Here is a 14,305-nt window from a genome sequence, read left to right as displayed (position 1 = left end):
GGCACAGGCCGCCGCGGTCCTGCGGGTCACCGCGGGAGGACGCCGTCCGGGCTCAGCCAGTCCGGGCGGCTCCCCTCGACCGCGTCCAGGACGTCCTCCTGCGGGCCGGTCGCCGGTCTCCGCGGCGACGATGATCTGGTCGTCGACGGGAGCGGAGGGGCCCGCCGTGCATCCGGCGAGCATCCCGATCAGCAGCACTCCTCCGGCGACGCGCGCCCGTCCGCTCACCGTCGAGCGTCGCGGCGACGGCCGCTCCGGCGGGCTGACGGGTCCCGGCGAGAGCCCGGAGCGACCGCCGTCACCTGCGAGCCGGACGAGGAACTTCTCAGGTCCTCTTGCGTGTCGCAGGCGCGGAACCTAGTTTTGTCGAACCGGTTCGAAGCACTGTTGCTCCGACCCCGGACCGACGCCCGCCGTCGTCCGGCCGGCTGTCCCCACAGAAAGTGACCAGCGTGACAACGATGTCCTCCCCGAGGCGCGGCACCCGCTCCCTCGCCCTCGCGCTGAGTGCCGCGACACTCGCCGCCCTCGCCGTCGCTCTCCCGAGCGCCGAGTCCGCCTCCGCGGCCGACACCTCCGTCCCCGCCGACGCGCTCATCCTCCAGTACGACTTCGAGCAGGGGCAGGTGTCCGGATCCACGGTCGCCGACCTCTCGTCGAAGAAGCTCGACGGCACCGTCGTCAACAGCGCGAGAGCGACGTACGTCGCGGGTCGGAAGGCCGGTACGACCGCGATCGACCTTCCCGGGGGCGCGGCGGACTCGACCTCCGCGCCGTACCTGACCGTGCCGAACGGGCTCTTCCAGGGCGTGACGCAGACCACCGTCTCCGCCTGGACGAAGTGGTCCGGCACCGGAGGCTTCCAGTGGCTGTGGTGCCTGGGCATCAGCCCCGACGCCGCGTCGGCCTTCGCTCCGTCGTTCGACGGCGGCAGCGCCCGCGCGATCATCAAGCAGCTGAAGGACGGCGGTGAGACCGGGGTCTCCAGCTCCTCGCCGCTGCAGAAGGACCAGTGGGTCAACGTCACCGCGACGATGGACGGCACGACCGTGACCCTGTACCTCAACGGTCTGCAGGTCGCGACGGCTCCCGCCTCCGTCGATCTCGCGAAGCAGCTCTACTCCGCCTCCGCCTCCAAGAGCGGCAACATCGGCCGGGCGCTCTGGAACGTGCACCCCTACTTCGACGGAGCGATCGACGACTTCCGCGTCTACAACCGGGCTCTGACCGCCGCTCAGGTCCGGGGTCTGGCGGGCGACGCCGCGCCGGCCGTCACCGGCGTTCTCTCGACGAGCGTCGCGGTCACCACCGGCATCGGCGTCGCGCCGGCCCTGCCGGGGGTCCCCGCCACCTACTCCGACGGCGTGAACCGCGACGCCCCGGTCACCTGGGAGAGCGTCCCCGCCTCCGCGTACGCGAAGCGCGGCACCTTCACCGTGAAGGGCACCGTCACCGGCCTCGGCACCGCGGTCACGGCGACCGTCACGGTGCGCGCACTCGACGAGATGACCATCGACCTCGGCACGAGCACCGGGGAGTTCATGGGCGGCGCGTCCGGCACCCTCTACGGGGTCTACGGCGAGGGCCTCCCCTCCGACAACCTCCTCGAGGGGATCGACCTGCGCACGGTCTCGACCAAGGCGCAGGACGGGCCGCAGCATCCGGGCGCGGACGCGTTGAGCGTCGCGAAGGCCGTCGCCGACACCTCGGACGGCGACACCTACATCTACATGACGGACATCTACCGCGGCTTCCCCTACGAGTGGCCGGGCAGCACTCCCCAGGAGAAGCTGGCCGACTACCAGGCGAAGATCGCCACGCAGGTCGACCAGGTGCTCGCGCTCCCCGAGGAGTACCAGGACAACATCGTGTTCGTGCCGTTCAACGAGCCCGAGGGCAACATGTTCGGCAACGGGAAGTGGAGCTACGACGGGAAGAGCTGGCTGGAGGACCCGACCGCGTTCTTCGCGGCCTGGGACAGCACCTACGCGCTGATCCGCGACAGGATGCCCGACGCCCGCATCGCCGGACCGAACACCAGCGTCCTCTACGACCAGGTCCGCGGGTTCATGACCCACACGCTCGAGCAGGACACCGTCCCCGACGTGATGACCTGGCACGAGCTGAGCGCCCCAGGTGAGATCCGCACCAACGTCGACCGCTTCCGGGCCTGGGAGGACGAGCTGTACGCGGGCACGTCCTACGCCGGGAAGCACCTGCCGGTGAACCTCAACGAGTACGCCTTCAACTACCACACCTCCGTGCCCGGCCAGATGGTCCAGTGGATCAGCGCGCTCGAGGACAAGAAGGTCGACGGCGACATCGCCTACTGGAACATCGACGGCAACCTCTCCGACTCCGCGGTGCAGGCCAACCGCGCCAACGGCCAGTGGTGGCTCCTCAACGCCTACGCCTCGATGACCGGCGACACCGTCGCGGTCACGCCGCCCAAGCCCGGCCAGAGCTACACCCTCCAGGGCGTCGCGACCCTCGACACCGCGGCCAAGCAGGCGAGAGCCCTCTTCGGAGGCGTCGGCGGCTCGCAGAAGGTCGCGTTCGAGCGCATCCCGGCCGCCACCTTCGGCTCGAAGGTCCACGTGGAGGTCAGCGAGATCCGCTGGACCGGCCAGGTCGGCGACTCGGGAGCCCCGCAGACGGTGAAGGAGTTCGACGCGTCCGTCGTGGACGGCGCCCTCTCGCTGGACTTCGGCGGATCCCTGCCCGCGCTCGACGTCGACTCCGCCTACGAGGTCGTCCTGACCCCGGGCGCCAACGCGTCGTCGCCGTCCGCCTCGCCGGTCGACTTCCGCCAGAAGTACGAGGCCGAGGACGCCCGCTACACCGGATCGCGGAACCTCAACGGACCCGAGGGCTCGCCGACCAACGTCGGTGGCTTCTACACCTCGGGCGGACGCAACGTCGGCGGGATCCGCACCGGCGGCGACCTGAAGCTCGACTTCGCGGTCACCGTCCCGAAGGACGGCGAGTACGACCTCAGCGTCTTCGCCAACTCCCTCAACACCTACGCCGCCAACGCCCAACAGGGTCCGATCAACGCGTTCCTGAGCGTCGACGGCGCTGCGGAGCAGGAGATCCTCCTTCCGCTGGCCTACAAGTTCGTGGTCTGGGACCACGCGGACACCAAGGTGAAGCTGACCGCCGGCACCCACACGATCTCGCTCGCCGCGAAGAACCTCGCCGGCACGAAGTCGACCGTGGGCGACGCGATCGTCGACAAGATCGAGCTCTCCCTCCCCAGCGCGGCCGCCGCGACCTCGATCCACGAGGCCGAGACCGGCACGCTCGACAACGGAGCGACGGCCGACTATTCCCGCGCCGGCGTCTCCGGCTCGGGCACGGCGAAGCTCACCAGCGGCGCCTCCACCACCGTCTGGGGCTACTCCGCGAAGGACGCGCCGTCCTCCGTGACCGTGGACACCCTGGGCGGCGGCACCGGCGACCTCTACGTGAACGATGTGAAGATCGGGCCGGTGGGCGCGAGCTCGACCCGTCAGGTCTTCCTCTCGGGCGGCGTGAACAAGATCGAGGTCGTCGGCACGAGCGGCACGCTCCTCGTCGATCGGATCGTCATCGGAGCGAGCGCGAACCGGCCCGCGACGACGAGCTATGAGGCGGAGGCGGCCACGATCACCGGCCCCGCCACGGTCCGCGACCTGTCCTTCGCGTCGGGCGGCAAGGCCGTCGGGAACATCGGGGGCGGACGCGACGGCGACTCGACCCTGACCTTCGGCGACGTGAAGGCTGAGCAGGACGGGACTTACGCGCTCACGCTGCGCTACTCCAACGAGGAGCAGTCCCCCGCGACGCACTACAACCCCGACCCGCTCGCCCGCCACGCGGACATCACGGTCAACGGAGTGACGCAGCGCGTGCTCTTCCCGCACACGTTCCACCAGAACCAGCTGTGGAACCTGAGCGTGCCGGTCACGCTCAGGAAGGGCTCGAACACCATCGCGATCACCTCGAAGGAGCTCCCGGGCTTCGACGGGACGACCTACCTCTCCGACACCTTCCCCGGCGTCCTGCTCACCTCGCAGTACGCGCCCAACATCGACAGGATCTCGGTCACGCCCTTCGTCGGGCGGACCACGGGCCTGACGGTGAGCGGCACGGCGGCCTCGCGCTGCACCGCGGGGAAGGTCACGATCACGGGGACGGCGACCAACACCAGCGCGGTCGCCGCTGACGTCACGATCGGGTCGGCCTGGGGCACGAAGTCCTTCACCGGGGTCGCTCCCGGCAAGACGGTCTCAGCCGCCTTCAGCACCCGCGCTGCGAGCGTCGGAGCCGGCGCTCTCGACGTGCGGATCGCGGGGACGGTCGACGGCGCTGCGGCGAGCGGATCCACGGCACCGGCCTACGGTGCGGCGCGCTGCGGCTGATCCGTCCAGAACGCCCTGACGCGGCCGGGCACCTCGTGCGCCCGGCCGCGTCGGCGTGTCGTCGGGACCGGACGTTCCCCGACGGGGACGAGCGCGCCGTGGACGAGCAGAGCGCCGGAGCCGCAGCGTCCGGTCCTCGCTCCGGGGACGCGGCGCCCGAGTTGCGTGCGCCGCGCCGCACTGCCACTCTCGACACGGTTCGAGCGGGGGTGGAGATGGCCACGATCGGAGACGTCGCGAAAGCGGCAGGGGTCTCGCGCAGCACGGTGTCGTACGTCCTCTCCGGCAAGCGCAGCATCTCCCCCGAGACGCGCAAGCGCATCGAGGACGCGATCGCCGAGCTCGACTTCACGGTCAACGCCGGAGCACGGGCGCTCGCGACGCGCCGCACCATGGCGCTCGGCCTGCTCGTCCACTTCGACCCGGACGAGTTCGCGCCCGCGATGGTCGAGTACGTGCTCCCCATCACGGCCCGCGCCCGCGAGCTCGGCTACGACGTGCTGCTGGCCACCGAGGCCGACGGGGCGGCTGCCGTCCGCCGGCTCACGCGCTCCGGTCAGGTCGACGGACTGATCCTCCTGAGCGTCGCGGACGACGACGACCGGCTGCCCGTCCTGCGCGCCTCGCGGCGGCCCGGTGCCGCCCTCGGCGTGCCCGCGGACGCCTCCGGGGTGGACGTCTTCGACCTCGACTTCGGCGACGCGGCCCGCCTGCTGATCGAGCACCTGGGCGCCCTCGGGCATCGGAGCATCGGTCTCGTCACCCCTCCTGAGCGCGTCTTCGACCGCGGAGGGACCTACGGGCTCCGGTTCCGCGAGTCGGCTCTCGAGACCGCCGGTCGGCTCGGGATCGAGCTGGTGCTGCGCCCGGCCGCCACCGCCGCCGACGCCGTCGAGCCGATGGTCACGGCGTTCCTCGACGACAACCCCGGTCTCACGGCGCTGGTCGTCCACAGCGACCGGACCATCGCGATGCTTCCCGCGATCCTGGGCCGACGCGCTGTCGCCGTGCCCGGGCAGCTGTCCGTCGTGAGCCTGTACTCGGCCGAGTTCGCCCGCGACTTCTCGCTCCCCTACAGCTACGTCGAGACGGGTGCCGCCGAGCTCGGCGCGCACCTGGTCGACACGCTCGTCGAGCGGATCGAGCAGCCGTCCCGCGGCGAGGAGCCGTCGATCCGCCTCCTGCCCGCGCGTCTCGTCGACCGCGGGAGCGCCCGCGCGGTCTGAGGACCGCTCCGGAGCCCCCGAGGCCCGGTCAGAATCGCGAGGCGACCTCGTAGAGGACCTCGTCGTCGCCCGCGTAGACGCCGTCGCGCCGCGGCCAGTGCGCGATCACGTCCGTGAAGCCGAGCTCCTCCGCCCGGCCGGCCATGTCCTCGAACCGGGCGACGCTCTCGAGGGAGTAGTCGCTCCCGGAGTCGAGCGAGAGGTGGCGCTCGACGGTGCGCGGGTCGCGCCCGGCCGCCTCGAGCGCCGCATCGAGCCGCCGGGAGAGGGACGCGACCGCCCGCCACCACTCCTGGCTCGACACTCCCTCCGGGCCGGTGGTGACCCATCCCTGCCCGCGCTCGGCGACGAGCGCGAGGCCCTTCGGCCCGTTCGCGGCGAGGACGAACGGGACGCGGGGGCGCTGCACGGGCTCGCCCACCATGCGCGCCGAGCGGGCGGTGAACCACTCCCCCTCGAGGTCCGCTCCGCCCGAGCCGGGCTCCTCGAAGCGCAGCAGCGCGTCGAGGGCTGTGACGAACTCGGTGAAGCGCTCGTGCCGCTGCCGGGGCGAGTAGTCGGGCTGCCCGAGCACGCGCGCGTCGAAGCCCGTGCCGCCCGAGCCGACCCCGAGGATGGTCCGACCGCCCGAGATCTCGTCCAGCGTCGCGATCTCCTTCGCGAACGGCACCGGATGGCGGAAGTTCGGGGAGGCCACGAACGTGCCCAGGCGGAGCGTCTCGGTCACCATCGCGGCAGCGGTGAGGGTGGGGACGGTCGCGTGCCACGGCTGGTCGGCGAGGGAGCGCCAGGAGAGGTGGTCGTAGGTCCACGCGTGGTCGAAGCCCAGGCCCTCGGCCGACTGCCACTTCCGGCGGGCCTCGGCCCACGGGTCCTGCGGGAGGATGACGATGCCGTGTCGCATCGTCCGAGTGTACGAGCGCCGTCGGGTCAGAGCGCGGCGGGCGGCACCGGGGGCGGATCGGGCAGCTCGTCCACGACCGAGCGCGGGACCATCAGGGTCGGCATCCGCACGCGCAGGCGCAGCGGTTCCCGCTCCGACGCGCCGAGCAGCTCGCGGGCGGCGCTCCGCACCTGCCGCGCCAGCGCCGGGTGCACGGCCCTCGGATCCTCGAACGCGGCGACCAGCTCGCGCAGCACTCGGGCGGTGCTCCGCGGGTCGCCGTCCTGCCTGGGCATCGGATCGGCCCCTCACTCTCGGCACGGCCGTCAGGGTCCCGGCGGTGCAGCGGATGTCTCGCGCCGACGGTAGGGCCGGGGACGGCGCCGTGGCACTGAGGTTGACAACGGGAGGACCCGGCGGATCGCGGTGCGCGGGGTGCGATCCGGGCGAGGGCGGTCCTGCTGGGGATCGACGGCCACCGCCGGGAGAACCCGCTTCCCACGATCGCGCCCGTCCGGTCGCGGCTGCTCTCGGGGCGTGATCACGACGACGGAGCGGGTGGACGACTGGGTCGAGGGCTGGTGCCGGGCACGCGGCGTGCAGCGCGTCCGCGAGGACGGGGCATGGCTGGTCGATGTCGGAGCGGAGTCGCGCACGCGGGAGCGGATCCTGGTCGATCCGTCGCCCTCCGCGCTGCAGGCGGGCGTCGAGCGGACGGCCGGGCCCCGGGAGTGGCTGACGGTCATCGGCCTGGGCGACGACGCCCGCCTCGCGCCCGCCGCCGGGCTGGAGCTCGTGGCGGGCGACGAGAGCCTGATGGCGGCGCTCCTCGGCCCGGGCCGCACCGCCGAGGGTGCCCTGCTCGCGGGAGCCGTGCTCGAGGCCGCCGACGGAGTGGCGAGCGTCCGGCTGCTGGTCGACGGAGTCGTCGCCGCTCAGGGCACCGCCGCCGTGCACGGGACGGTCGCGGTCCTGGACCGGATCGAGACCGATGCGCGGTTCCGCCGACGCGGGCTGGGACGGCGGGTCGTCGACGCCCTCACCGCCTGGGCCCGGTCCGAGGGTGCACGGAGCGGTCTCCTCGTCGCCAGCACGGACGGCCGCGCCCTCTACCTCACCCTCGGCTGGGAGGTGGTCGCGCCGGTGCGCATCTGGCGCGGGGCCGCACTCCGAGATCCGGGACAGGGCTGCGCGGCCGCCGGGCGATGATCCCCCGCCGTACGGCCCTCCGGGAGCGCACGTCCGCCTGAGTACGGAATCCCGCGCAGCGCATACAGGCGGCGGAGAACGGCGGAGCAGCCGTGAAGCGGCCGCCCGCCGATCTGTATTCAGCCGATAACACCACCCTCGAAAGAGGGACGCCCGCTATCGCTCACACGGCCTTGTCCGAGAAGCGGATCATCCCCTTCTCGGACTCGTGTCACCGCCCTCGGGTCGTCAGCCGAGAGCGCCCTTCTCGGCCGAGTAGAGCTGCTTCACCTGCTCCGCGGTCAGCGCCCGGTCCCACACCCGCAGTCGGGCGAGGGAGCCGGCGAAGCGGTTGATCATCGTGCCGTCCCGGCCGACCGCTCCGACCACGAAGTCGCCCGGAGCCGCGTTGAGGCCGTCGGGGTAGACGTAGGGGTTCTTGGCGTAGGTCGCGCCGAGCTTGTCGGTGTACACCGGGTACGCGGTGGCGGCGCCGTCGAGGTACGAGACCGCGACTGCGCCGTCGTACGTCCCGACGTGCAGCTGCCACACGCCGCGCGTGATCCGGCGGGGCTCCACCGAGTAGTCGCGCGAGTACGGGTAGCCGGGCGTCGGCCCGCCGAGCTTCGAGACGTGCATGCACACGCGCTCCCAGCCGCCGTACTCGGGGAGGTTGTTGAACAGCGCATAGGAGCGCAGCGGCCCGACCGTCGACTCCTCCCAGACGCCCGCGATGCAGGCGCCGTCCGCGTCGGAGTTGAGCACCCACACCGCGATCGTCACCTGGCCGGTCGAGGCGCCCAGGTTGAGCGGGCCGACCTCGTCCTTGGGGACGACCAGGTGGTCCGTCGTCCCGTTGAGGGCGACTCCGGTGCCGAACGGCGTGGCGACGGCGCGGGCGGAGGAGCCCGCGCCCTGCCGGAGCGCCGGAGCGCCCGCGACGGCCGAGGCGAAGGGGTCGGCGCTCTCGGCGAAGGACCACTCCGCGATCGGCGTGGGCACGGTGACCGTGGGGACCGGAGCGGCGTCGCCGACCACGAACGCGTCGAGGATCAGGTTGGTGCCGCTCGAGGCCGGGTTGCGGCCGCTCCCGCGGCGGATGGTCACCGTGTGCGGCCCGGCCGCGAGCTGTCCGCTGCTCCAGACCGTCTGCTTCGACCGCGTCGCGGCGCTGTAGCGGTCGACGGACGCGACCTTGACTCCGTCGAGCTCGACCTCGTTGATGCCGGACGAGCCGGTGAGGCGGCTGATCCAGCTCACGCTGGTACCCGTGAAGGCGAGGGTGGCGGAGGCGCCCGCGGTGGTCGAGTAGGCGATGCTGCCGCCGCTGTCCGTGCTCGCCTTCAACGTCGACCAGGTGCCGGTCGTGACGATCGGGGCGGCGCCGTTCTCGTAGGTGCCCGCTCCGGGCAGCGTCGTCGCCGGCGGAGGCGTCGCGTCGCCGACCACGAAGGAGTCGAGCAGCAGGTTGGTCCCGGTCGAGGCCGGATTGCGGCCGCTCCCCCGGCGGATCGTCAGCGTGTGCGGCCCGGCGGCGAGCTGTCCGCTGCTCCACACCGTCTGCTTCGAGCGGGTGGACGCGCTGTAGCGGTCGACGGAGGCGACCTTCACACCGTCGAGCTCGACGTCGTTGATCCCGGAGGACGACGTGAGTCGGCTGATCCAGGCGATGCTCGTGCCGGTGAAGGCGAGCGTCGCGGAGGCGCCGGAGCTGGTCGAGTAGGCGATGCTCCCGCCGCTGTCCGCGGTGGCCTTCAGCGTCGTCCAGGTGCCGGTGGTGACGATCTGCGCGGCGCCGTTCTCGTAGGTGCCCGCGCCGGGCAGCGTGGACACGGGTGGCGTCTCGGGCTCGGGCTCCGTCTGCGGCACGGGGCCCTCGGTGATCCAGCGCTGGAAGGTGTCGAGCATCTCCTTGTTGGTGAAGCTCGGGACCCTGTGCCCGTCGGTGCCCTCCCCCGGGTGGGTGCGGACCGTCGCCTCCTTCGCCAGGGGCAGGGCCGCGGCGTGGAGGGCGGCGCCGTGCAGGGCGAACGGCACGACCTTGTCGTCGGGCGATCCGGTGATCCTCAGCCGCGCACCGCGCCACACCGACGCGGGCAGCCGCGCCGGGTTGGTGGCGGCGATGGCCGCGGCGTCGGCGTACTCGGGGCCGATCCGGTCCGGTTCGCTCGCCGCCCGCTCCTCCATGTCGTAGGAGCTGTTGCAGAGGTACGCGCCCCGGATGTTCGGCACCATCCGCTTCCCGTAGGCCCAGGTCAGAAGCGGCCCGCCCCCGGAGTCGGAGCGGAGGAGGCTCGCGTCGATCCGCCATACCGACGAGGCCCAGGCGGCGACAGCGGCCTGGATCTCGATCGCCCGCGGGCTCGACCAGATGCTGCCGCCGTAGGTCGGGCAGATGCTGACGATGCCGCGGTCCACGGCGAGGTCGGCCGAGTACGCGAAGGCGCTCGAGAGCGCCGTGTGGGTGCCGTTGCGGGCGTGGTAGTACCAGAGCATCGATGCGCCCCTGGTCTGCGACGGAGGCGTCGCGTGCGGCACGAACAGGCGCGCCCGGTCCCCCGCGACGACGACGTCGATGATCTCGTAGCGCTTCCCGCCCGTCTTCGACGTGGCGGTGGACAGGCGCGAGACCTCGCCGGGCAGTCGGGGCACCGCGGTGAGGTCGCCGGCCGCGAGGGCCGGCGTCGCGAAGGCGATCGCGCCCGCGCCGGCGACGGATCCGGCGAGGATCGTGCGGCGGGAGAGAGCGGAGAGGGCCTTGACGCCCGATCGGGAGCCGGTGCGGGAGGAGTCGGCGGAGTCGCCGACGGCAGTGTCCTGAGGAGTCACGGAAGAGAGAGCCTTTCCGATCGTCACCGTTCCGGGTACACCGATCGAAAGAGGAGGAGAAGGCGTTCAGTGAACGAGCGGCAGCGCTCGCGTTACTGATGCGGATCACCTTCTCCTCGAGAAGGAAAGGGAAGCCGGATCAGGCTAACAGAGGGGATGAGAAGGGGTTCAGTATTTCTACCCACCGTTTCATCGACCGGAGGAGAATGGGCGAGGAATCGCTTATCCGGCCGCTTATCGTCCCTTTTCCGGTGACACGACGCGTGCTGGACACCGCCGTCTGGCAGGATGCCCCCGTGTCGGAGACGGGTCGGCTGCAGCGGGGCGGCGCCCTCCCCGTGCTCCTCGTGTTCCTCCGCCTCGGGCTGACCTCGTTCGGCGGGCCGATCGCGCACCTCGGCTACTTCCGCGAGGAGTTCGTGGTGCGCCGCGGCTGGCTGACCGATCGCGCGTACGCCGACCTCGTCGCGCTGTGCCAGTTCCTCCCCGGACCCGCGTCCAGCCAGGTCGGGATGGCGGTCGGCCTGCAGCGCGCGGGACTCGCCGGACTGGTCGCCGCGTGGTGCGGATTCACGCTCCCCTCGGCGATCGCCCTGGTCCTCGTCGCCGGGCTCGTCGCCGGTGCGGGCGACGTCGCCTCCGCCGGCTGGCTCCTGGGCCTCCAGGCGGCGGCGGCCGCGGTCGTCGCGCAGGCCGTGCTCGGGATGGCGCGCTCGCTCGCACCGGACCGCCGCCGCGCGACGATCGCCGGCGCAGCGGCTGTCGCCGTCCTCCTCGCCCCGGAGCCCGCGCTGCAGGTGGCGGTGATCGCGGCTGCGGGCCTGGCCGGCGTTCTCTGGCTCCGCCGCGAGGAGGGGGCTCCGGACGACGGCCCGGGGTTCGCGGTCCGGATCCCGACGGCGCTCGCGGTCTCGGCCCTCGCCCTCTGGGGGCTCCTCCTGGTCGGCCTCCCCCTGCTCGCCGCGCTCACCGGCGAGGGAGCGGCGGGTCTCGCCTCCGTCTTCTACCGGTCGGGCGCTCTGGTGTTCGGGGGCGGCCACGTCGTGCTGCCTCTGCTGGAGGCGCAGACGGTCGGCGCCGGCACGGTCGGGCAGAGCGAGTTCCTGGCCGGATACGGGGCGGCGCAGGCGGTGCCCGGCCCGCTCTTCACCTTCTCCGCGTTCCTCGGCGCGGTGGGCGCGGGGACGCCGGACGGTGTCGCGGGGGCGGCGATCGCGCTGGTCGCGATCTTCCTGCCGGGCGCTCTGCTCGTGGTCGGCGTGCTCCCGTTCTGGCAGCGGCTGCGGCACCTGCCGGTCGCGCAGAGGGCGCTGGCCGGCGTGAACGCCGGCGTGGTGGGACTGCTCGGCGGCGCCCTCTACGACCCGGTGCTGACCGAGGGCATCGGCTCGACCGGCGCTCTGGCGCTCGCGATCGGCGCCTTCGTGGCGCTGACGCGCTGGACCGTGCCCCCGTGGATCGTCGTCCTCGCCGCCGCGGGCCTCGGCGCCCTGCTCCTCTGACTCCCTCCGGGGACGACGATCCGGACCAGCCCTGGCAGTCTGGACGCATGAGGGCTCGGGGGACGACAGCGGCAGTGGCGACGACGGCAGCGGCGGGGCTCCTGCTGCTGGGCGGGTGCACCGCCGGCGGCGGGGCCGAGGCGGGCGCCACGGCGTCCGCGCCCGCCTCGCGGACGCCGAGACCCGCCATCACCGACCTGATCACTCCGAGCCCGACCCCCTCCGCTCCGGCGACCGCCGAGCCGGTCGGAACCGTCGTCGACGCCGGGCCGGTCGGCGAGGGAGTCCCCGCCACCGTCTCGGGCACCGGCCCGGCCGACGTGTCGTTCCAGCGGCAGGGCGAGTTCGCGGTCGTCCTGAGCCTGGACTGCTCGGCCTGCACCGGCACGGCGATCGTCACCGCCGCGGGCCGGATGACGCCCTTCGGCGAGGCCGCCGCCCCGATGACGGGGTCGTTCCTGACCGGGATCTTCCACGACGACCCCGTCGAGCAGCAGGTGATCGTCCGAGCCGACGGGCCGTGGACGCTCGGCCTGCAGAGCTGGAACGACCTCGCGACGGTGAGCGGTGCGCAGTCCGGCACCGGCCCGGCCGTCCTGTTCTTCTCCGACGACGTCCCGCGCGTGACGGTCGACTACACGCCCGCGGGTCCGGACGACTCGTTCTCCGGCCGCGTGTTCACGACCTCCGATCAGCCGCAGCTGTTCGGCGACTCCGTCGCCTTCTCCGAGGTGTTCGAGGCCGACCTGCCCGGCGTCATGGCCGTCCAGACCGAGGGGACCTGGACCGTCACGCCGACGCCCTGACCCGGGGTCGCGACGCGCCGGCCGCGGAGTCGGGGAACGGGCGCCCCTCGGCCCAGACCCGCTGCACGCGGAGCGACGCGTCGAGCAGGACGACGTCGGCGCGGTACCCGGGGGCCAGCAGGCCGAGGTCGCCCCGGCCGAGCACGCGGGCGGGAACGGCGGTGAGGGCGGCGACGGACGCCTGCAGCCCGAGCCGGCCGGGCCCGACGGCCCGCCGCAGGGCCTCCTCCTGCGTGAGCGTGGATCCGGCGAGCACAGCGGTGCCCGCGAGCCGGGCGACTCCGCCGAGCACCTCGACGTCGAGCGGGCCGAGGCGGTGCACTCCGTCACCCGCCCCGGCCGCCGCCATCGCGTCGGTGACGAGCGCGATCCGCCCGGGAGCCGCCGCGAACGCGAGCCGCACCACCTCGACGTCCACGTGCCGGCCGTCGAGGATCAGCTCGAGCGCGACCCGCTCGTCCCCCAGGGCCACCGGGATCGGGCCCGGGGAGCGGTGGCCGATCCCGGGCATGGCGTTGAACGCGTGCGTGACCAGCCGGGCTCCGCGGTCGAACGCTGCCCGCGCCTGGTCGGCGTCCGCCTCGGTGTGGCCCACCGCGACCACCGTGCCGGCGCCGGCGAGCCGCTCCACCGCGGCGAGGGCTCCCGGCAGTTCGGGCGCGAGCGTGATCTGCGCGAGGCGTCCGCGGGCGGCGTCCAGCAGCCGGCTGACCGCGCCGGAGGAGGGGTGCACGAGAGCCGCGGGGTCGTGCGCTCCCCTGCGCGAGGGCGCGAGGAACGGGCCCTCCAGGTGCGCGCCGAGCACGAGCGGGTCGGCGGCCGCGAGAGCCGAGACCGCGTCCAGAGAGGCCTCCAGCTGCTCCAGCGGTGCCGACACCAGGCTGACCAGCGAGCGCGTGGTGCCGCGGGAGCGGTGCAGCGCGAGGCCCGCGCGGATCGCCTCCGCTCCTCCGTCGAAGCCGTGACCGCCCCCTCCGTGCACGTGGAGGTCGAGGAAGCCCGGGACAGCGGTGAGGCCCCGCGCGTCGTGCAGCTCCGCCCCCTCCGCCTGCGCCTGCCAGCCGGTGCCGGTGCCGGTCGCCGTGATCGCGCCGTCCCGCGCGCGGAGCCAGTGGTCCTCCACCGTCCCGGCCGCGTCGACCTTCCGTGCGCTGTGGATGATCAGCGCGGCGTGCGCCATGCGGTCCCCTCCTGGGTGTCGGTTCCGGATCGTCGGGGACTCCGCCCCTCCCGACGATGGCACAGCCCCTGCCGGTCGAGCCGGTCTGACACCGATCACTGCGCCACCCGAACGCATTCCGCGCCTCCGCGTCACGAACAGGGACCTCGCGCGTCTCCTGTGCATGCCTCCCCTGGACACCCGAACCCCCGCCCCGTGCCCAGCTCGGAGTCGCGTCCGTGCGCGTGCGGCGCGACGTCGCCCGACAGGGCGAGGGCCCAGGGCGCGAGACCCGACGGCGAGGCGATC

At 73.2% G+C, this 14,305-nt stretch carries 9 protein-coding genes; 5 read left to right on the top strand and 4 right to left on the bottom strand.

Annotated features, from left to right (window positions below; translation table 11 throughout):
- Window positions 1-461: 461 nt before the first annotated feature.
- Both C5C54_RS04455 and C5C54_RS04450 read left to right on the top strand, forming a co-directional pair.
- On the top strand, window positions 462-4,403 hold the full coding sequence (locus tag C5C54_RS04455; protein WP_104287884.1) for a LamG-like jellyroll fold domain-containing protein: 3,942 nt from the start codon (window positions 462-464) through the stop codon (window positions 4,401-4,403).
- A gap of 215 nt (window positions 4,404-4,618) precedes the next feature.
- On the top strand, window positions 4,619-5,629 hold the full coding sequence (locus C5C54_RS04450) for a LacI family DNA-binding transcriptional regulator (RefSeq protein WP_104246852.1): 1,011 nt from the start codon (window positions 4,619-4,621) through the stop codon (window positions 5,627-5,629).
- Window positions 5,630-5,657: 28 nt separating this feature from the next.
- Here the strand turns inward: C5C54_RS04450 and C5C54_RS04445 are convergent, their stop codons facing one another.
- Both C5C54_RS04445 and C5C54_RS04440 read right to left on the bottom strand, forming a co-directional pair.
- The gene (locus tag C5C54_RS04445) at window positions 5,658-6,533 is read right to left on the bottom strand and encodes an LLM class flavin-dependent oxidoreductase (protein ID WP_104268667.1); all 876 of its coding nucleotides are present in this window, start codon (window positions 6,531-6,533) and stop codon (window positions 5,658-5,660) included.
- A 26-nt stretch (window positions 6,534-6,559) separates the two neighbouring features.
- The gene (locus C5C54_RS04440) at window positions 6,560-6,808 is read right to left on the bottom strand and encodes a hypothetical protein (RefSeq protein ID WP_146078790.1); all 249 of its coding nucleotides are present in this window, start codon (window positions 6,806-6,808) and stop codon (window positions 6,560-6,562) included.
- A gap of 241 nt (window positions 6,809-7,049) precedes the next feature.
- On the opposite strand from C5C54_RS04440, the gene C5C54_RS18135 reads away from it, so the two are divergent.
- Complete coding sequence (locus tag C5C54_RS18135) at window positions 7,050-7,721, top strand: GNAT family N-acetyltransferase (RefSeq protein ID WP_219812154.1); 672 nt, start codon at window positions 7,050-7,052, stop codon at window positions 7,719-7,721.
- A gap of 228 nt (window positions 7,722-7,949) precedes the next feature.
- On the opposite strand, the gene C5C54_RS04430 is transcribed toward C5C54_RS18135, so the two are convergent.
- Window positions 7,950-10,529: a LamG-like jellyroll fold domain-containing protein gene (locus C5C54_RS04430; RefSeq protein WP_104287882.1), complete on the bottom strand. Its 2,580-nt coding sequence runs from the start codon at window positions 10,527-10,529 to the stop codon at window positions 7,950-7,952.
- A 296-nt stretch (window positions 10,530-10,825) separates the two neighbouring features.
- Here C5C54_RS04430 and chrA point away from each other — a divergent pair, with 296 nt between their 5' ends.
- Entirely contained in the window at window positions 10,826-12,031 is a 1,206-nt protein-coding gene (gene chrA / locus C5C54_RS04425; protein WP_258063222.1) for a chromate efflux transporter, read from the top strand.
- A 74-nt stretch (window positions 12,032-12,105) separates the two neighbouring features.
- Window positions 12,106-12,837, top strand: coding sequence for a hypothetical protein (locus C5C54_RS04420; protein ID WP_104260710.1), 732 nt, complete (start codon window positions 12,106-12,108; stop codon window positions 12,835-12,837).
- On the opposite strand, the gene C5C54_RS04415 is transcribed toward C5C54_RS04420, so the two are convergent.
- Complete coding sequence (locus tag C5C54_RS04415; protein ID WP_104287881.1) at window positions 12,821-14,017, bottom strand: N-acetylglucosamine-6-phosphate deacetylase; 1,197 nt, start codon at window positions 14,015-14,017, stop codon at window positions 12,821-12,823. The two genes, C5C54_RS04420 and C5C54_RS04415, sit on opposite strands and share 17 nt — an antisense overlap.
- Window positions 14,018-14,305 lie beyond the last annotated feature (288 nt).

Origin of the sequence: Rathayibacter sp. AY1F2 (genome assembly GCF_002930885.1) — a bacterium.
Classification (GTDB): domain Bacteria; phylum Actinomycetota; class Actinomycetes; order Actinomycetales; family Microbacteriaceae; genus Rathayibacter.
Note: the sequence above shows the minus strand (reverse complement) of the source record. Positions and strands in the feature narration are given on the sequence as shown.